The sequence below is a fragment of the Limimaricola hongkongensis DSM 17492 genome, assembly GCF_000600975.2.
Lineage (GTDB): Bacteria > Pseudomonadota > Alphaproteobacteria > Rhodobacterales > Rhodobacteraceae > Limimaricola > Limimaricola hongkongensis.
In genome coordinates this window covers 324,360-341,430 of record NZ_KK088649.1, presented here as the reverse complement: position 1 = coordinate 341,430, position 17,071 = coordinate 324,360, and the positions used below count along the sequence as shown (strand labels likewise).

Sequence of the window (17,071 nt, the reverse complement as noted above, 5' to 3'; positions counted from 1 at the left end):
CGATCACATCTTATCAGCGGCCTGCTCGCCGAGTGCCTCAACTCCCCGTTCGGCCAGAAGCCGGTCGAGCCAGTCGGGGTCCATTTCGGGCACCGAGGACAAAAGCAGGTCGGTATAGGGGTGGTGTGGCGGCGTGAACATCGCGGTCTTGGGGCCCTGTTCGATCACCCGGCCTTCCTTCATCACGACGACCTCGTCGGCGATCGCCTTCACCGTGGCCAGATCATGGGTGATGAACATGTAGGACAGGCCCAGCTCGTCCTGCAGCCGCGCCAGCAGCCGAAGAATGCCTTCGGCGACCAGCTGGTCGAGCGCGCTCGTCACCTCGTCGCAGATGATCAGCCGCGGCTCGGCGGCCAGCGCGCGGGCGATGCCGACGCGCTGCTTCTGCCCGCCCGACAGCTCGCCCGGCAGCCGGTCGCGGAAGATGGCGGGGTCCAGCTCGATCTGCTCCAGCAGCTCGTCGACCCGCGCCCGCAAGCGGCGCCCCCTGAGCCCGGAATAGAACCGCACCGGCCGCCCGATGATCTGCGCGATGCTCTGGCGCGGGTTCAGCGCCGTGTCGGCCATCTGGTAGATCATCTGGATCTGCCGCAGCTGGTCCTTCGAGCGCTGGCGATAGCCCGGCGGCAATGGCGCGCCCTCGAACCGCACCGCCCCGCCGCGCGGCGGCAAGAGCCCGGTGATGACCCGCGCCGTGGTCGATTTGCCCGATCCGCTTTCGCCCACCACGGCGACGGTGCGGCCGGGGTGGATGTCGAAAGATACCTCTTCGAGCACCACCTGTTCGCCGTAAGCCGCCGTCACGCCATCGACCGAAAGGATCGGCACGCTGTCCGGCCCCGGCGCGGGCTTTTCGGGCCGCTCGAACCCGCGCACCGCCCAGAGCGATTTCGTGTACTCCTCGCGCGGATGCTCCAGCATCGCCCGTGTCGTCGCGGTCTCGACCTCGTCGCCGCGCAGCAGCACCTTGATGCGGTCGGCCATCTGCGCGACCACCGCGAGATCGTGGGTGATGTAGATCGCCGAGGTGCCGAACTGGTCAACGATGTCGCGGATCGCGGCCAGCACCTCGATCTGCGTGGTCACGTCGAGCGCGGTGGTGGGTTCGTCGAAGATGATGAGATCGGGGCGGCAGGACATCGCCATCGCCGTCATCGCCCGCTGCAACTGCCCGCCCGAGACCTGATGCGGGTAGCGAAAGCCGATCTCCTCGGGATTGGGCAGGCGCAGCTTGTGATAAAGCTCGATCGCGTCCTCGACGCTTTCGCCCCGGTCCTGCACGCCGTGGCGCACCGGCGCCTCGACATGCTGGTCGATCAGCTTGTGCGCCGGGTTGAAGCTCGCCGCCGCCGATTGCGCGACATAGGCGATGCGGCGGCCCAAGAGCGACCGCTTTTCCTCGGTCGAGGCGTGGATCAGGTCGAGCCCGTCGAACCTGACCGAGCCGCCCGAAATCCGCACCCCGTCGCGCACATAGCCCATCGCGGCGAGGCCGAGGGTGGATTTGCCCGCCCCGGATTCGCCGATCAGCCCGAGCACCTCGCCCCGGCCCAGCGTCAGGTCGACGCCGTTGATGATCGGGTGCCAATCCTCGTCCGAGCGGCCCTCGATCCACAGATCGCGGATTTCCAGAAGCGGGGTCATGATTTCAGCCCCGAGGAACGGTGCAGCATCCAGTCCACCACGAAATTGACCCCCACGGTCAGCACCGCGATCGACAGCGCCGGCAAGAGCGGCGCCAGAGCCACCATCGGCGCGAAGGCCGCGAAATTGATGAACTGCGCCAGATCGCGGACCATGGTGCCCCAATCCGCGAGCGGTGGCTGGATGCCGACCCCGAGGAACGACAGCGAGGCGATGGTCAGGAACACGAAGCAGAAACGCAGCCCGAACTCGGCCAGAAGCGGCGCCATGGCGTTGGGCAGGATCTCGCGGAACACGAGGTGCCCCATGCCTTCACCGCGCAGCTTGGCGGCCTCGACATAATCCATCACCACGATGCCGATCCCGACCGCGCGGGCAAGGCGGAACACGCGGGTGCTGTCGATCACCGCGATGATCAGCACCATGTAGAGCGTCATCAGGCCGCGCGCGCCCTCGGCCCAGACGCTCGCGATGGTGAGCAGCAGCAGCGCGAAGATCAGCGACGGGATCGCCATCAGCACGTCGACGCCCCGGCTCAGCACCTGGTCGAGCCAGCCGCCGACGACAGCGGCCAGAAGCCCCAGCGCGCCGCCAAGGAAAAACGCCAGCAGCGTCGTGGCGAAGGCGAGGCCCACGGTGTTCTGCGCCCCGTAGATGAGCCGCGAGAGGATGTCGCGCCCGATCCGGTCGGTGCCGAGCGGAAAGGCCGGGTCGCCCCCCATCGCCGGATCGCCGCCGGGCACGATGTTGGCCGCGCCCAGCACCGCCTCCTGCCCATGCGGCGCGATCCAGCCCGCGAAGATCGCGACGACGGCATAGAGGATGATCACGAGGATGCCGAAGGCGGCGGTGAGCGGCATCTTGCGAAACTGCCGCTTCAGGCTTTCGGGCCCGACATGCCGCCCCATGAGGCGAAACAGGTAGGCCGCGACCGCGCAGATCGCGAAGCCCATCACCGCCCAGCGGAAATACACCGCGCCGGGCTTCATCCACAGCCAGACGCCCGCCGCGATCGCCGCCAGCGCCAGCGCGTAGCCGAAGGCCACGCCATAAGACATGTCGCGAAAGCGCGGCGCGTTGCCGCTGAGCTTCCGCGCGGCCCAGAGGCCGACCCGGGCGAGCGCCGCGATGGCGACGAGCGCGGCGATGATCCAGAACCAGAGACTCATTTCGGGTGCCTCAGCCGCGGGTTGGACAGGATCGACAGGATGTCGGCGGTCAGGTTCAGCAGGATGTAGGCGGCGGCAAAGATCAGGCAGCAGGCCTGCACCACGGGGATGTCGCGCAGCTTGACGCTGTCGACGAAAAGCTGGCCGATGCCGGGATAGACGAAGACCACCTCGACCACGACGACGCCGGTGACCAGATAGGCGAGGTTGAGCGCGATCACGTTGACGATCGGCGCCAGCGCGTTGGGGAGCGCGTGGCGCAGGATGACATGCAGCGGCCGCATCCCCTTCAATCGGGCCATCTCGATATAGGGCTGAGCCATGAGGTTGAGGATCGCGGCGCGGGTCATGCGCATCATGTGCGCCGTCACCACCAGCGTCAGGGTGAGCGCGGGCAGCAGCGTCTTTTCCAGCCTTTCGCCAAAGCTCATGCCGGGAAAGATGTTGGACAGCGACGGCAGCACCGGGTTCACCACCGCCAGCAGCAGGATCAGGATGTAGGCCACGAAGAATTCGGGGCTGGAGATCGAGGACAGGGTCGCGATGTTGGCGCCCTTGTCGAAGGCCGTGTCGCGCCACAGCGCCGCGAGAATCCCGAGCCCCACCGCCAGCGGCACCGCGATCGCCGCCGTGACCCCGGCGAGGAACATGGTGTTGGCGAAACGCGGCGCGATCTGCGCCAGCACCGTGGCCGAGGGGTCGACCCGCCCCGTGAAGCTCGCGAAGTTGGCCTGCGCGAAGCTGACGCCGAGATCGCCGCGCGCCGCGTCCCACAGCCAGCCCGCGTAGCGGACGGGCAGCGATTGATCGAGCCCGAGCTGGGTGCGGATCGCGGCGACCGCCTCCGGCGTCGCGGATTGGCCGAGCACGGCCTGCGCGAAATCGCCGGGAAGCAGGTTCACCGCGCCGAAGATCACCGCCGAGACGATGAGCAGCGTCAACAGGCCAAGCGCCAGACGCTGCAGGACGATCCTGATCACGCTCCCCAAACTGTCGAGCTCTCCCCTGTGGCCCGTGATGGGCCGGGTTCGGTGCGGTTCGGCACCTTCTTGTTGGGGGATAGGTTAGCGATGCCCGGCAAGCTGTAAAGCCTTGCAAGGATTACCTTACGTCCTCAGCCGAAGATCGGCCCGTCATTGCCGCGCCCCAGCGCGTCGGTGGCGCGCACCAGCTCGGCCGAAATGCCCGGCTCCGACAGCGCATGGCCCGCGCGCGGGATCATCCTGAGCGTCACGGCAGGCCAGAGCGATGCCAGCCGGTGCGCGCCTGCGGGCGGGCAGATCATGTCGTAGCGCCCCTGCACGATCAGGCCGGGGATCCGCGCGATCCGGTCCATCCGTTCGAGAATGCCCTGCCCCGGCGCGAGAAAGCCGCGATTGTGAAAATAATGGTTCTCCAGCCGCGCGAAGGCGCGGGCATATTCCGCCGGGCCCTCGCCCAAGGGGCCGTCATTGTCGATCGAGGCCAGCGCGTTTTCCCACGCCGCCCAGACCCGCGCATGGCGCAGCTCGACGCCGCCATCGCCCGAGAACAGCCGCCGGTGATAGGCCGCGATCAGGTCGTCGCGCTCGGCCTCGGGGATCATCGAGACGAAGCGTTCCCACAGCTCGGGCCAGAACTGCCCGGCGCCGCCGCCATAGAACCAGTGCAGCTCGGGCTCGGTCATCAGGAACACGCCGCGCAGGATCAGCGCCGCGGCCCGCTCGGGGTGGGTCTGCGCGTAGATCAGCGCCAGCGTCGCCCCCCACGAGCCGCCGAACAGCGCCCAGCGATCAATGCCCAGCATCTCGCGGATCTGCTCCATGTCGGCGACGAGGTGCCAGGTGGTGTTGGCCTCGACGGCGGCATGCGGGCGCGACCGGCCGCAGCCGCGCTGGTCGAACAGGATGATGCGCCACACCGCGGGGTCGAAATAGCGCCGCATCGCCGGCGAGCAGCCCCCCCCCGGCCCGCCATGCAGCACCACGACCGGTTTGCCGTCGGGGTTGCCGCATTGCTCGACATAGATGCGATGCCCGTCGCCCACATCGACCATGCGCTGGTCGAAGGGCTCGACGGGAGGGTGAAGTTGCGCGATGGCGCGGCGGTGACCTGAGACCTTGTCCATTCCAGATCTATATAGTCACAAGCATCATGCCGTCACCCGCCCGCGACCAAGAAGGACCGAAACCATGCCAGAGCCCGATACCGCCCGCTCCACCGTCGACGCGCAGGAGGTCGCCAAGTTCGAGGCGATGGCCGCCGAATGGTGGGACGAGAGCGGCAAGTTCAAGCCGCTGCACATGCTCAACCCCTGTCGACTGGGCTACATCACCGAGCAGATCGCGGCGCAGTTCGGGCGCGACCTTTCGGCCAAGGCCCCGCTTCAGGGGCTGCGCCTGCTCGATATCGGCTGCGGCGGCGGGCTGCTCTGCGAACCGATGGCGCGGCTCGGCGCCACGGTGATCGGCGCGGATGCGGCGGCGCGCAACATCCCCGTGGCCAAGCTGCATGCCGAGCAGTCGGGGCTCGAGATCGACTATCGCCACACCACCGCCGAGGACATGGCGGCGGCTGGCGAGCAATTCGACGTGGTGCTCAACATGGAGGTGGTCGAGCATGTCGCCTCGCCGCTCGATTACCTCACCGCCTGCCACGACCTTCTGAAGCCCGGCGGACTGCACATCTGCTCCACGCTCAACCGCAACGCCAAGAGCTTCGGCATGGCGATCCTCGGGGCGGAATGGGTGATGCGCTGGCTGCCCAAGGGCACGCATGACTGGAAGAAGTTCATCACCCCCGACGAGCTTTACGACCTGCTCCGGCAGGCGGGGCTCACCCCGGTGGACCGCAAGGGCATGGTGTTCAACCCGATCTCGTGGAGCTGGTCGCTGTCGGAGCGGGATCTTTCGGTGAACTACGTCACCGCCAGCCTGCGGCCCGAGCGTGTCACGCTCTGAGCCCGGCCCCGCGCCGGTCGCGGCCTAATCCACGTCGGACAGCCGCAGCCGCAGCTCGCGCAGCACCGGCAGTGCCGCGCGGGCGCGCTCGGGGCCGACCCGTTCGACCACGTCCGACACGATCGGCGTGATCGCGGCCACGGCGGCGTTGCGCGCCTCGAGCCCGGCGGGGCTGATCGCGACCAGCTTGCGGCGCGCATCGTCCCAGTCGGGGCGGATATGCACCCAGCCGGCCCATTCCAGCTTGCCCAGCGTGTTGGTCATCGCGCCGCGCGTCAGGTGAAACGTCCGGGCCAGCTGCGCGGGCGTCCGCTCCGTGCCCGAAAAGGCGAGGTGGTTGAGCACCGAGAAATGCGACAGCTCCATGCCCTTGGGAAGCACCCGCGCCATGGTGTTGCGCGCCAGCTGGTCGACGGCGAGGATCTCGCTGAACAGCGTGATGGCGAGATTGTCGACGGGCTGGCTCATGTGGGTCCATCATAGGGGCGATCATGGGTGAGCGACGGCACCCTCTGCCGCGCTTGTGCCACCGCATCGAGGTCCAGATCAACGCATGTGACGCCGGGTGCCGTCCCGGCATCCGCGAGCACCGTGCCCCACGGATCGACGGCAAGGCTGTGGCCATGCGTCTCGCGCGCCCGGCCCTTTGCCGCGTCGTGCCGCCCGGTCTGGGCCGCGGCCAGCACGAAGCAGCCGGTCTCGATCGCCCGCGCGCGCAGCAGCGTCTGCCAATGCGCAGCGCCGGTGACCGGCGAAAAGGCCGACGGCACCAGCAGGATCCCGGCCCCCGCCTGCGCCAGGTCGCGGTAGAGATGCGCGAAGCGCACATCGTAGCAGATCGAAAGCCCGATCCCCCCCGAACGGCGTCTTCGCCAGCACCGCCCGGTCGCCGGGCCGGAACCCGGCGGATTCGCGGTAGGTCTCGGTCTCGCTCACCGCGACGTCGAACATGTGGATCTTGTCGTAGCGGGCGTGGATCTCGCCATCCGGCCCGATCAGCAACGAGCGGTTGGCGAAGCGCCCCTGCGGATCGCCGGTCTTCACCGCGATGGAGCCGAGCGCCATCCAGACCCCCGCCCGCGCCGCCTCGTCGCGCATCATGGCGCGCATCGGGTCGTCCGCTTCGCGTGTCAGCACCGCGCGTTGCCGCGCCCGGCTGGCCGAGACGCAGTTGGACACCTCGGGCGTGCAGACCAGATCCGCGCCCTGCGCCACGGCGTCCCGGACCATCCGGCGCAGAACTTCGGTGTTCCGCGCCGGATCGTCCGAAGCCGTGAGCTGCAAGAGCGCGGCGCGGATCACTTGCCCAGCATCGGGTCGAGACCGCCGCGGCGGTCCAGCAGCGCCATGTCGTCATAGCCGCCGACATGGGTGCCGCCGATGAAGATCTGCGGCACGGTGCGGCCGCCATTGGCGCGCTGGACCATCTCGGCGCGCCGCTCGGGCTGGGCCGCGACGTTGATCTCGTTGTAGGAGACGCCCTTGTGGGCAAGCAGCCGCTTGGCGGCGTGGCAGTAGCCGCAGGTGGGCGAGGTGTAGATTTCGATCTGCGGGATCGCGTCGGGCATGGATGAGCCTCCGGAAATTGCGGGTCTTTCCCTGATCTAGGCATCCGGGGCCGCGCGGGCCAGTGCGATCACGCAGATCTCTTCCGCGCCCGCCGCGCGGGCCGCGCGGGCGCAGGCCGCGAGCGTCGCGCCGGATGTCAGCACGTCATCGACAAGAAGCACCGGCCGCCCGCGCATCCGCGCGCCGCGCCGCGGATGCGGCGCGATCGCCCCGGCGAGTGCGGCATGCCGCGCCCCGGCATCGCCCGACAGGCTCGGGGTGGGGCGCCGCCGCCAGAGCGCGTCGGGGCATCGGTCGATCCGCAATTCGCGCGCGAGCCGCGCGGCCAGCAGGGCCGACTGGTTGTAGCGCCGCCGCCACAGCCGCCCGCGATGCAGCGGCACCGGCACCACCAGCATGCCGGGCCGCACCAGATCCGCCGCCGCGCGCGCCATCCAGCCGCCCATCGGCCGGGCGAGATCGGTGCGGTCGCCATGCTTGAGCGCGAGCACCAGCCGCCGCGCGCCGTCGCGGTATCGCAGCACCGCCCGCCCCGCGCCCCATGGCGGCGGCTGCGCGTGGCAGTCGTCGCAGACGAGCCCCGGCTCCGCCTCGCCCGGCAGGGGGCGCGCGCAAAGCCCGCACAGCGCCCCGCCCAGGAACGGCGTGTCGCGCCAGCAGCCGCCGCAGAGCGCGAAATCCGCCGCGGTCAATTCGCCGCACCCCATGCAGGCCGAGGGGTAGATCGCCCGCAACATGCTTTGCATTCGCAATCGCGCCCCCTATCTCGGGCGCATGTCACCGACCCCGGCCCAGCGCCCCGCCCTGTTCGATCGCCCCGCCATCGCCCGCAACCGCGCCCGCGCGGCGCGGGCGCCCGCCCTGTTTTTGCAAGACACCGTGGCCGACGACATCGAGGATAGGATCGCCGAGGTTAACCGCAGCTTTACCGACGTCGCGGTGGTGACGCCCTGGCCCGATCTCTGGGCCCGGCGGATGCCCGGCGCGCGGATCGTGCCCGATGCCGAAACCCTCGATCTCGCGCCGGGCGCGCATGATCTGGTGATCCACGCGCTGTCGCTGCACTGGGCCGAGGACCCGATCGGGCAGCTGATCCAATGCGCCCGCGCGCTGCGCCCCGACGGGCTGATGATCGCGACGCTGCTGGGCGGAGACACCCTGTCGGGGCTGCGCGCCGCGCTCACCGCCGCCGAAACCGCGATCACCGGCGGCCTGTCGCCGCGTGTCGCCCCGATGGGCGAAATCCGCGATCTCGGCGCGCTGTTGCAGCGCGCGGGTCTGGCGCTGCCGGTGGCCGACGGCACGCCCTACGACGTCAGCTACGAAACCCCGTTCCACCTGATGCGCGATTTGCGCGCCATGGGCGAAGCCAACGCCATGGCGGGCCGCCTGCGCCGCCCCACCCNCCGCGCCGTTCTTGCCGAAGCCGCGCGGCTCTATGCCGAAACCGACACCCGCGCGGACGGCCGCGTCGGCGCGCGGTTCGAGGTCATCACCCTGACCGGCTGGGCCCCCGCCGCCAGCCAGCCGCAGCCCAAGCGCCGCGGCTCGGCCACGCACAGCCTCGAAGAGGCCTTGCGCCGCGCCCGTGACGAAAGCGCCGATTGACCCCGCCGGGCCCCAGCCTATCCATTGCGTCGATCATGCGCCCGGCTTGCCGGGTGCGCATTCCGGCTACTTTGTTCCAAAAATACGCATAACCAGACGCCAGCCCCGAGGACAGATGATGCTCGACGCGACCCGCCCGACCCACGCCCCCGCCGACCACCCGGCGCTGCCGCGATCCCGCGTGGGCATCCTCGTGGCCAATCTCGGCACGCCCGACGGCACCGATTACCGCTCGATGCGGCGCTACCTGTCGGAGTTCCTCTCCGACCGCCGTGTCGTCGATGCCAACCCGCTGATCTGGCAGCCGATCCTGCAGGGCATCATCCTGTCGACCCGGCCCCAGAAATCCGGCGCGGCCTATCGCTCGATCTGGAACGAGGAGCTGAACGAAAGCCCGCTGCGCACCATCACCCGCCAGCAGGCCGACGCGCTGCGCGCCCGCTTCGCGGCGGAATACGGCGATGGCGTGCAGGTCGAATTCTGCATGCGCTACGGCAACCCGTCGACGAAATCCGTGGTGCAGAGAATGGTCGAGAACGGCTGCCGCAAGATCCTGTTCTTCCCGCTCTACCCGCATTACGCGGGCGCCACCTCGGCCACCGCCAACGACGCCTTCTTCAAGGCGCTGGGTCAGGAGAAATGGCAGCCCACGGCGCGCGTGGTCGACCCCTATTTCGACCGGCCCGACTATATCGAGGCGCTGGCCAATTCGATCCGCCGCGCGCATCCCACCCCCGAAAGCCGCCCCGAGGTGCTGGTCTGCTCCTATCACGGCCTGCCCAAGCGCTATCTGCTCGAGGGCGATCCGTATCATTGCCAGTGCCAGAAGACGACGCGGCTTTTGCGCGAGGCGCTGGGCTGGGAGGAGACGCGGGTGGTGAACACCTTCCAGTCGGTGTTCGGCCGCGAGGAATGGCTCAAGCCCTACACGGTCGAGGAGGTCGCGCGGCTGGCCAAGGAAGAGGGCGTGCGCAACATCTCGGTCTGCGCGCCGGCCTTTTCCTCCGATTGCATCGAAACGCTCGAGGAGATCAACGAGGAGATCCGCGAGAGCTTCGAGCATGCGGGCGGCGAGACGTTCACCTACATCCCCTGTCTCAACGATCACCCCGAGCATATCGACATGCTGGAGCGGGTGATCCGCGAGAATCTCTCGGGCTGGATCTGACACGAAAAGGGGGCCCGTGCGGCCCCCTTTTGCGCGTCATGGCCGCCGCGCTCTCAGATCAGCATGACCTGCGTGCCGATGGTCGAAAGCGCGAACAGCTCGGCGATGTGCTCGTTGTAGAGACCGATGCAGCCATTGGACGACCGCCGCCCGATCTTGCGCGTGTCATGGGTGCCGTGGATGCGGTAGTACTGCCAAGTCAGCCACAGCGCATGGGTGCCGAGCGGGTTGTCGGGGCCGGCGGGGATGTATTCGGGCCATTCGGGGTTGCGCTCGCGCATCGACGGCGTCGGGCGCCAGTCGGGGCCTTCGACCTTCTTGATGATCTCGGTCCGGCCCAGCTTGGTCAGGTCCGGCGTCAGCGGCACCGAGCTTGGATAGAGCCGGTAGACGCTTTCGTCCTCGCTCCAGAAATGCACCGCCCGGCTTTGGGTGTCGGCGAGGATCGCGCCGCCCCGCAGGTCCGAGAAATAGGGCCGCCAGTCGAGCGCGCGAAAGCTCGACAGGTTGCGGCTCACCGCCGAGGAGATCTCGCTCTCGACCTCGGTGGAGCCCGTGAGGGCCAGCGCCGGGCTGGCGAGAGCGGTGGCGCCGAGGGCGGCGGAAGCGGCGATGAAGCCGCGGCGGGTGGGCGCCTTGGGGTCGTGACCCATGCGAATCTCCGGCAAAGGGGGTGACGTCACGCAATTTTCGTAGTGCCCGGTCGCGGCGCGCGCAATCGCGGCGCGCGCGGCTTGGCGGGGCCTTGCCGATCCCGTTTGATCTGCGGCGCAGCTGCCGCTAATCAGGCCCACATTCTGGTTTTCACAGGTGACGCATGCAGCGACGCGAGCTGATACTCGGCCTTCTTCTCACCGGCCTTTCGGCCTGTGCCGCGCCCTCGGGCCGCATCGGCCCCGACGGGCTTCCGTTGCCGCAGGTCTACCGCATCAAGCCCGAGGACGAGGCGCAGATCCCGTTTCGGATGCTCGACGGCGTGAACACGCTGCGCCGGGCGCGCGGGCTGTCGCAGCTGTCTCTCGACGCACAGCTCAACGCCGCCGCCGCGACCCATTCGCGCGACATGAGCGTGCAGAACCGGCCCTGGCATTTCGGCTCGGACGGCTCCTCGCCGGTGGACCGGCTGCGCCGCGTCGGCTTCACCGGGCGTCTCGTGGGGGAGACGATCTCGGAGACCTACGAGACCGAGCTCGAGACCCTCGCCGCCTGGATGGAGGAGCCCGCCACGCGCGACGTGATCCTCGATCCCACCGCGACCCGGATGGGGCTCGCATGGTACCAGGAACCCGCGGGCAAGATCTGGTGGACGATGGTGCTGGCGGCCTGAACCGCCCCCCCCCCCGCCGGGCAGGCCGGGGGGCGCCTGTGCGCCCCCGCCCGGCGCTCAGGCCTTGACGAAGATCGGGGTGTAATCGCCGACCATGGCATAGATCTCCTCGACCTCGGGGTTGGTCACCGCGATGCAGCCCGCGGTCCAGTCCTTGCGACCCGCGACCACGTCCGGCGTGCCGTGGATGAAGATCTCGCCGCCGGGGCTGCGCCCATGCGCGGCGGCAAAGGCGCGGTCCCGCGCGTTCGGATAGGAGATTCCGACCGACAGGTGGTACTCGCTCTGCGGGTTGCGCCGGTCGATGATGTAGGTGCCCTCGGGCGTCTTGCCGTCGCCCTCGAACTGCTTGTGGCCCACCGGCGCGAAGCCGAGCTGGAACGGATAGGTCTTCAGCGCCTTGTTGCCATGAAGCAGGTACAGCTTGCGCTGCGATTTGAAGGCCATGATCGACGTCACCTTGGGGCCGTCATAGCCAAGCGTCTGCGGGCCTGCGCAGGCGGCGATGAGCGCCGGCGCGGCGAGGATGAACTTGCGTCTGTCGATGGTCATGATGCTCACTGCCCCGGTCTGATGCCGTTTGGCCGATTCTTACCGAACTTCGCAAATCCCGCCTAGGGGGAGAGCATCGCCGCACCGGGTTAGCGGCGCGTGAACCGTGTCGCCAACTCCAGATGCGGCGACCAGCGGAATTGGTCCACCACGGTGATCGGCCCCATGTCATAGCCCTGTTCCACAAGGGTTTTCGCATCGCGCGCGAAACTGGCCGGGCTGCAGGAAACCATCGCGATCACGGGGATGTGAGACGCGGCCAGCGCCGCCACCTGCGCCTGCGCCCCGGCGCGGGGCGGGTCGATCACGGCGGCGTCGAATCGCTTCAGCTCGTCGGGCAGCAGCGGGCGGCGGAACAGGTCGCGCGCCTCCGTGCTCACCCGCTTGAGACCCGCCGCGCCGCGCCAGCCGCGGTCGAGCGCGGCGAGCATGGCGGCCTCGCCCTCGACCGCGTGGATCTCGGCCCGCTCGGCGAGCGGCAGCGAAAAGGTGCCGCAGCCGGCAAAGAGATCGACGATGCGATCGGCACCCGCCACGGCGTCGCGCACGCATTTCAACAGCGCCGCCTCGCCATGCGCGGTGGCCTGCAGGAAGGCGCCCGGCGGCGGCACGACGCGGGCCCGGCCCATGCGCTGCACCGGCGGCACCAGCTCGGCCACGATCTCGTCGGCCCAGACCAGCCGCGCGAGCCCGGCCTCGCGCGCGATCTCGGGCAGCGACAGGCGCAGCTCTTCGGTCAGCGGCTTGTCGGTGTCGATATGCAGGTCCGGCCCGGCCTCGCTGTCGGTCACGGTGAGCCCGGCCTCGCCCTTGCGCGAGGCGGCGAGTGCCGCGATCCGCTCCAGCGCCGGGATCAGCGCGGTGAGCGCGGGCAGCATCAGCCGGCAGCCCGGCACCTCGATCACCGTGTCGGAGGCGCGGGCGTGAAACCCGACCAGCGCGCCCTTTTTCGTGCGCCGCCCCGCGAGACGGGCGCGGCGGCGGCTGTCGGCGGGCGAGGTTTCGACCCCCGCGATGTCACCGTCGAGCCCCTGCGCGCGCAGCGCCGTGCGCACGATCTCGGCCTTCCAGCCTTCGACGAAGCCATCGCTCGCATGCTGCATCGCGCAGCCGCCGCAGGCCTTGAAATGACGGCAGGGCGGCGCGACGCGCTCGGGCGAGGGGGTGATGATCTTCGGGCCGTCGGCGGCGATGGTCACCACCTCGCCGGGCAGCACGCGCGGCACCAGCGTGCCATCCGCCGTCCGGCCCATGCCGTGATGCGTCACCGCTTCGATCGTCACCTCGCCCTTCGGCGCGGGATCGGGCTGCGGGGTGTTCGGCGGCAGGGTCTCGGTCATGGCGTCATCCTCAGGCGTCTATTCCGCGGCCTCCTGCCCGAGGAAGCCGCCCGATTGCCGGGTCCAGTAGCGGGCATACACCCCGCCGCGTTCCAGCAGGTCGTCATGCGTGCCCTGTTCGACGATCCGGCCCCCCTCCATGACCACGATCCGGTCCATGCGCGCAATGGTCGACAGCCGGTGCGCGATGGCGATGACGGTCTTTCCCTCCATCGCCTGCTCCAGCGCGGTCTGGATCTGCGCCTCGACCTCCGAATCCAGCGCCGAGGTCGCCTCGTCGAGCACGAGGATCGGCGCGTCCTTGAGCATGGCGCGCGCGATGGCGATGCGCTGGCGCTGCCCGCCCGACAGCTTTACCCCGCGCTCGCCCAGATGCGCGTCGTATCCCCTGCGCCCCTTGGCATCGGCGAGATCGCCGATGAAGCCATGCGCCTCGGCCCGCGCGGCGGCGCGCTCGACCGCCTCCTGCGGCGCATCCGGGTATCCGTAACGGATGTTGTCGCGGGCCGAGCGGTTGAACATGGCGGTGTCCTGCGTGACCATGCCGATGCTGCGACGCAGGCTTTCCTGCGTCACGTCCGAGATGTCCTGCCCGTCGATCTCGATCCGGCCCCGCTCCACGTCGTAAAGCCGCAAGAGCGCCGCCACGAGCGTCGATTTGCCCGCGCCCGAAGCCCCGACGATGCCGATCTTTTCGCCCGGCGCGATGTCGAGATCGACGCCGCGCAGCCCCCCCGCGCCACCGCCATAGGTGAAGCGGACGTCGTGAAACCGCACCCTTCCCTCATGCAGCTGCAGCTCGCGCGCGCCCGTCCGGTCGGTCAGCCCATGCGCGGGCGACAGCGTGTGGATCGCGTCCTCGACCTCGCCGAGGTTGGAATACATCCCCATCAGCGTGAAGCTGACCCAGCCGGTCATCTGCGCCAGCCTGAGCGAGATGGTCCCGGCGGCGGCGATGTCGCCCGCGCTCGCGGCACCCTGGCCCCAGAACCACAGCGTCGCGCCGGTGACGATCACCGGCAGCACGCCCGCCAGCGCCATCAGCCAGAACCGGAACCCCGCCGAGACCACGCCGAAACCCAGCGCCCGCTCGCGGTATTCGTGCATCGCGCCCAGCGCCGCGCGGTCCTCGTGCTCGGAATGGCCGAACAGCTTCACCGTCTTGATGTTGGTGATCGTGTCGACGACCTGCCCCGTCACCATGGCGCGGGCCGAGGCGCGGGCGGTGGAACTGGCGCGAATTTTGGGCATGTAGAGTCGGATCAGGCCGAGATAGCCCAGAAGCCACAGCGTCAGCAGCCCCGCCGTCAGACCGTCGATGGTCAGCAGCAAGAGCGCCGAGCCGACCAGAGAGGCCAGCGCGAAGAACACGGTCTGGATCGTGTCGACGGTCAGCTCGGTCGTGGCGCGCGCGGCCTGCATCTGCTTTTGCGCGATGCGGCCCGCGAAGTCGTTGTCGAAGAAACTGACCGCCTGACCCAGCGTGTGGCGATGCAGCCGCGACAGCACCAGCGTGTAGACCGAAGGCTGCAGCACCACGCTCTGCATCAGCCCCGACAGGCCCATCACGATCGGACGCAGCAGGATGAAGAAGGCGATCACGCCGAGAAGCAGGCCGGTATGGCCCGAAAAGAACCCATCCGGCCCGGCGGCCAGCGCCGCATCGATCACCCGCCCAAGGATCAGCGCCGAGAGCACTTCGAGCACGCCGGCCAGCATCGACACGGCGGCGCTGACCCCCGTCACGGCAAAGCTGCCCGAGAGCGCCCAGCGCAGAAAGCGCCACAGCGTCGCGGGGGGCGGGCCGTTGGCGGGCCGGAACGGCGCGATCAGGCGCGAGATGTCGATCATTCGGCGGCCTCCGTGGGCTTTGATGCGGCGTCCTCGGCCCCATCGGCATCCATGCCGAGAAAGCCGCCCGACTGGCGGGCCCAGAACCGGGCATAGATGCCGCCGCGCTCCAGAAGGGCGTCATGCGTGCCATCCTCGACGATGCGGCCCTCCTCCATCACCAGCACCCGGTCCATCCGCGAAATGGTCGACAGCCGGTGCGCGATGGCGATGACGGTCTTGCCCTCCATCATCTCGTGCAGCGTCGACTGGATCGCGGCCTCGACCTCTGAATCGAGCGCCGAGGTCGCCTCGTCGAGCACGAGGATCGGCGCGTCCTTGAGGATCACGCGGGCGAGCGCGATGCGCTGCCGCTGCCCGCCCGAGAGCTTCACGCCGCGTTCGCCGACCTGCGCGTCGTAGCCCTGCCGCCCCTCGCCATCGACGAGGTCGAGGATGAAATCATGCGCCTCGGCCTGCCGGGCGGCGGCGATCATCTCGGCCTCTGTCGCGTCGGGGCGGCCATAGAGGATGTTCTCGCGCACGGAGCGGTGCAACAGCGCGCTGTCCTGCTGGACCATGCCGATCGCTTGGCGCAGGCTGTCCTGGGTGACGCGGGCGATGTCCTGGCCGTCGATCTCGATCCGGCCCCGTTCGGGGTCGTAGAAGCGCAACAGCAGCTTCACGAGGGTCGATTTGCCCGCGCCGGAGGCGCCGACGAGACCGACCTTCTGCCCCGCCGGGATTGTCAGCTCCAACGGCCCGACACCACCCGCGTCGCGGCCATAGCGGTGGTTGAGACCGACCGCGGCGATTTCGCCGCGCGCGACCTTCAATTGCCCGGCGCGGTCGTCATCGGTGAGCGTGATCGGCTGGGCGATGGTGCGCATGCCCTCGGAGATGACGCCGAGATTCTGGAAGAAATTGGTCACCGCCCACATGATCCAGCCGGTCATCGCGTTGAGCCGCAGGCACAGCGCCGTGGCGGCCGCCACCACCCCGACGCTCGCCGCCCCGGTGATCCACAGCCACAGCCCCCAGCCGACCACGCCGACGATCAACAACCCGTTGAGCACCGACAGCGACACGTCCATGATCGTGTAGAGCCGCATTTCGCGCTGGAAGGTGGCGCGGGCGTGCTCGATCACCGATTTCGCGCCCTGCAGCTCGCGGTCGTGATGGGCGAACATCTTGACCGAGTGGATGTTGGTATAGGTGTCGACCACACGGCCCGTCACGGCGCTGCGCGCGTTGGAGGACGCCTCGGAAGCCGGGCCGATCCGGCGCACGGTCCAGCGCATCAGCGCGGCGTAGAGCGCGAACCACAACAGCAGCGGCAAGAGCAGCAGCGGGTCGGCCTCGCCCAGGAGCACGGCGGCGCCGACCACATAGGCCAGCGCGAAGGTGATCGCGTCGAAGATCTGGAACACCACTTCGCCCGCGGCGGGCGGCGTCTGCATGATCCGGTTGGCGATGCGGCCCGCGAAATCGTTCTCGAACCAGCCGACCGACTGGCGCAGCACGTGCCGATGCGCGCGCCAGCGCACGGTGGTGCCGAAATTGGGCAGGATCGCGTTGTTCAACAGTAGCACATGCGCCGCCTGGAAGGCGGGCCGCAGGACCAGGATGAAGAGAGCGACGACCAGAAGCTCCAGCCCGTGCCGGGCCATGACATTGTCGGGCGTGGCCCGGCCCAGCAGGTCGACGAGACGGCCCATATAGGCGATCAGCCAGATCTCGACCACGGCGACGACCACCGACAGGATGCCGGTGATCCAGAAGATGCGCGAAAACGGCGCCGCGAATCCCTTCAGAAAGGGCCACAGCCGCGTCGGCGGATGATCGGTCTGCTCGTACTCCCCATAGGGATCGACGAGGCCTTCGAAAAAACGGAACATGGAATGTCTCGAATGCGTGCCACC

The 17,071-nt window shown here is 69.1% G+C and carries 16 protein-coding genes and 1 pseudogene; 4 read left to right on the top strand and 13 right to left on the bottom strand.

Features of this window, described 5'->3' with window-relative positions; all coding sequences use genetic code 11:
* Positions 1–3: 3 nt before the first annotated feature.
* From LOKHON_RS03690 to pip, 4 genes are all read right to left on the bottom strand, one after another.
* Positions 4–1,647: an ABC transporter ATP-binding protein gene (locus tag LOKHON_RS03690; RefSeq protein ID WP_017927749.1), complete on the bottom strand. Its 1,644-nt coding sequence runs from the start codon at positions 1,645–1,647 to the stop codon at positions 4–6.
* A complete protein-coding gene (locus tag LOKHON_RS03685; RefSeq protein ID WP_017927750.1) occupies positions 1,644–2,816 on the bottom strand; it encodes an ABC transporter permease in 1,173 nt (390 codons plus the stop codon). The genes LOKHON_RS03690 and LOKHON_RS03685 overlap by 4 nt, the downstream gene beginning before the upstream one ends.
* Positions 2,813–3,805: an ABC transporter permease gene (locus LOKHON_RS03680; RefSeq protein WP_017927751.1), complete on the bottom strand. Its 993-nt coding sequence runs from the start codon at positions 3,803–3,805 to the stop codon at positions 2,813–2,815. Before LOKHON_RS03680 ends, LOKHON_RS03685 begins: the two co-directional genes overlap by 4 nt.
* Before the next feature lie 125 nt (positions 3,806–3,930).
* Positions 3,931–4,923, bottom strand: a complete 993-nt coding sequence (pip, locus tag LOKHON_RS03675) for a prolyl aminopeptidase (protein WP_017927752.1) — start codon at positions 4,921–4,923, stop codon at positions 3,931–3,933.
* Positions 4,924–4,987: 64 nt separating this feature from the next.
* Between pip and ubiG the strand changes: the two genes are divergently transcribed.
* Complete coding sequence (gene ubiG / locus LOKHON_RS03670; protein WP_017927753.1) at positions 4,988–5,755, top strand: bifunctional 2-polyprenyl-6-hydroxyphenol methylase/3-demethylubiquinol 3-O-methyltransferase UbiG; 768 nt, start codon at positions 4,988–4,990, stop codon at positions 5,753–5,755.
* Positions 5,756–5,779: 24 nt separating this feature from the next.
* On the opposite strand, the gene LOKHON_RS03665 is transcribed toward ubiG, so the two are convergent.
* From LOKHON_RS03665 to LOKHON_RS03650, 4 genes and pseudogenes are all read right to left on the bottom strand, one after another.
* Complete coding sequence (locus LOKHON_RS03665) at positions 5,780–6,223, bottom strand: MarR family winged helix-turn-helix transcriptional regulator (protein ID WP_017927754.1); 444 nt, start codon at positions 6,221–6,223, stop codon at positions 5,780–5,782.
* Positions 6,220–7,054 (bottom strand): annotated as a pseudogene (locus tag LOKHON_RS03660) (carbon-nitrogen hydrolase family protein). Before LOKHON_RS03660 ends, LOKHON_RS03665 begins: the two are co-directional and overlap by 4 nt.
* Positions 7,054–7,311: a glutaredoxin 3 gene (gene grxC, locus LOKHON_RS03655; RefSeq protein WP_110549208.1), complete on the bottom strand. Its 258-nt coding sequence runs from the start codon at positions 7,309–7,311 to the stop codon at positions 7,054–7,056. The pseudogene LOKHON_RS03660 and the gene grxC overlap by 1 nt, the downstream one beginning before the upstream one ends.
* Positions 7,312–7,359: 48 nt before the next feature.
* Positions 7,360–8,061 carry a ComFC family protein gene (locus LOKHON_RS03650; protein WP_017927757.1) on the bottom strand — a complete coding sequence of 234 codons (702 nt, stop codon included), beginning with the start codon at positions 8,059–8,061 and terminating at the stop codon, positions 7,360–7,362.
* A gap of 37 nt (positions 8,062–8,098) precedes the next feature.
* On the opposite strand from LOKHON_RS03650, the gene LOKHON_RS03645 reads away from it, so the two are divergent.
* Both LOKHON_RS03645 and hemH read left to right on the top strand, forming a co-directional pair.
* Positions 8,099–8,932, top strand: a complete 834-nt coding sequence (locus LOKHON_RS03645; RefSeq protein WP_036082294.1) for a methyltransferase domain-containing protein — start codon at positions 8,099–8,101, stop codon at positions 8,930–8,932.
* Between the two features lie 115 nt (positions 8,933–9,047).
* Positions 9,048–10,100 carry a ferrochelatase gene (gene hemH / locus LOKHON_RS03640; protein ID WP_017927759.1) on the top strand — a complete coding sequence of 351 codons (1,053 nt, stop codon included), beginning with the start codon at positions 9,048–9,050 and terminating at the stop codon, positions 10,098–10,100.
* Positions 10,101–10,153: 53 nt separating this feature from the next.
* Here hemH and LOKHON_RS03635 read toward each other — a convergent pair whose 3' ends face one another.
* Positions 10,154–10,753, bottom strand: a complete 600-nt coding sequence (locus tag LOKHON_RS03635) for a L,D-transpeptidase (protein ID WP_017927760.1) — start codon at positions 10,751–10,753, stop codon at positions 10,154–10,156.
* 164 nt (positions 10,754–10,917) lie between these two features.
* On the opposite strand from LOKHON_RS03635, the gene dalA reads away from it, so the two are divergent.
* On the top strand, positions 10,918–11,427 hold the full coding sequence (gene dalA / locus LOKHON_RS03630) for a divisome-associated lipoprotein DalA (protein ID WP_017927761.1): 510 nt from the start codon (positions 10,918–10,920) through the stop codon (positions 11,425–11,427).
* A 57-nt stretch (positions 11,428–11,484) separates the two neighbouring features.
* Here the strand turns inward: dalA and LOKHON_RS03625 are convergent, their stop codons facing one another.
* The 4 genes from LOKHON_RS03625 to LOKHON_RS03610 form a co-directional block, all read right to left on the bottom strand.
* Positions 11,485–11,979 (bottom strand): L,D-transpeptidase family protein, encoded by a 495-nt coding sequence (locus LOKHON_RS03625; RefSeq protein ID WP_017927762.1) that lies wholly within the window; start codon positions 11,977–11,979, stop codon positions 11,485–11,487.
* Between the two features lie 89 nt (positions 11,980–12,068).
* On the bottom strand, positions 12,069–13,319 hold the full coding sequence (locus tag LOKHON_RS03620; protein ID WP_017927763.1) for a class I SAM-dependent RNA methyltransferase: 1,251 nt from the start codon (positions 13,317–13,319) through the stop codon (positions 12,069–12,071).
* Between the two features lie 18 nt (positions 13,320–13,337).
* Complete coding sequence (locus LOKHON_RS03615; protein WP_017927764.1) at positions 13,338–15,170, bottom strand: ABC transporter ATP-binding protein; 1,833 nt, start codon at positions 15,168–15,170, stop codon at positions 13,338–13,340.
* Entirely contained in the window at positions 15,167–17,047 is a 1,881-nt protein-coding gene (locus LOKHON_RS03610; protein ID WP_017927765.1) for an ABC transporter ATP-binding protein, read from the bottom strand. Before LOKHON_RS03610 ends, LOKHON_RS03615 begins: the two co-directional genes overlap by 4 nt.
* Positions 17,048–17,071: the final 24 nt, after the last annotated feature.

Bases quoted from the DNA above. Each gene is read 5' to 3' on its own strand.
- LOKHON_RS03650 (WP_017927757.1), bottom strand. From the start codon at position 8,061: ATGTTGCGGGCGATCTACCCCTCGGCCTGCATGGGGTGCGGCGAATTG.
- LOKHON_RS03685 (WP_017927750.1), bottom strand. From the start codon at position 2,816: ATGAGTCTCTGGTTCTGGATCATCGCCGCGCTCGTCGCCATCGCGGCG.
- pip (WP_017927752.1), bottom strand. From the start codon at position 4,923: ATGGACAAGGTCTCAGGTCACCGCCGCGCCATCGCGCAACTTCACCCT.
- LOKHON_RS03625 (WP_017927762.1), bottom strand. From the start codon at position 11,979: ATGACCATCGACAGACGCAAGTTCATCCTCGCCGCGCCGGCGCTCATC.
- hemH (WP_017927759.1), top strand. From the start codon at position 9,048: ATGATGCTCGACGCGACCCGCCCGACCCACGCCCCCGCCGACCACCCG.
- LOKHON_RS03620 (WP_017927763.1), bottom strand. From the start codon at position 13,319: ATGACCGAGACCCTGCCGCCGAACACCCCGCAGCCCGATCCCGCGCCG.
- LOKHON_RS03665 (WP_017927754.1), bottom strand. From the start codon at position 6,223: ATGAGCCAGCCCGTCGACAATCTCGCCATCACGCTGTTCAGCGAGATC.
- LOKHON_RS03615 (WP_017927764.1), bottom strand. From the start codon at position 15,170: ATGATCGACATCTCGCGCCTGATCGCGCCGTTCCGGCCCGCCAACGGC.
- LOKHON_RS03690 (WP_017927749.1), bottom strand. From the start codon at position 1,647: ATGACCCCGCTTCTGGAAATCCGCGATCTGTGGATCGAGGGCCGCTCG.
- dalA (WP_017927761.1), top strand. From the start codon at position 10,918: ATGCAGCGACGCGAGCTGATACTCGGCCTTCTTCTCACCGGCCTTTCG.
- ubiG (WP_017927753.1), top strand. From the start codon at position 4,988: ATGCCAGAGCCCGATACCGCCCGCTCCACCGTCGACGCGCAGGAGGTC.
- LOKHON_RS03610 (WP_017927765.1), bottom strand. From the start codon at position 17,047: ATGTTCCGTTTTTTCGAAGGCCTCGTCGATCCCTATGGGGAGTACGAG.
- LOKHON_RS03635 (WP_017927760.1), bottom strand. From the start codon at position 10,753: ATGGGTCACGACCCCAAGGCGCCCACCCGCCGCGGCTTCATCGCCGCT.